General features: G+C 65.4%; 1 pseudogene. It reads right to left on the reverse strand.

The window, feature by feature from the left end:
• Positions 1-253: 253 nt before the first annotated feature.
• A pseudogene (locus J1C49_RS21550) lies at positions 254-484 on the reverse strand (ATP-binding cassette domain-containing protein); the annotation flags it as partial.
• Positions 485-491 lie beyond the last annotated feature (7 nt).

Below are 491 nucleotides of genomic sequence, written 5' to 3' on the forward strand. Positions count from 1 at the left end.
TCGCCGGGCATGACGGAGAAGGACACCCCGTCCAGCGCCCGCACGCCGGGGAAGGTCTTGACGATATCATCGAGATGCAGCACCGGATCGGTCATGGGGTCATCTCCTTCTGGACGGGGGCGAGCATGGCAGGGTCTGCCCCGGTGTCGGTTCTCTCGTGGACCCCGGCGAGCATGGCAAGGCCAGACCGGGTGACCTTTTCCATGCGGATCACGGCAGGCATTGCAAGGCCGGACATGGTGATCTTTCCCGTGAGGACCCCGGCGGGCTTGGCAAGGCCGGACATGGTGACTTTCTCCTTTCCCACGTGGATCGAGCCGCCGTCGGGCTGACAGATCCCGCCGAGCACTTTCATCAGCGTCGACTTACCCGCGCCGTTCCCGCCCATCAGCGCGAGGACCTCGCCGGGCATGACGGAGAAGGACACCCCGTCCAGCGCCCGCACGCCGGGGAAGGTCTTGACGATATCATCGAGATGCAGCACCGGATCG

Source organism: Cognatishimia sp. F0-27, from assembly GCF_020667845.1.
Taxonomy (GTDB): Bacteria; Pseudomonadota; Alphaproteobacteria; order Rhodobacterales; family Rhodobacteraceae; genus JAFMPQ01.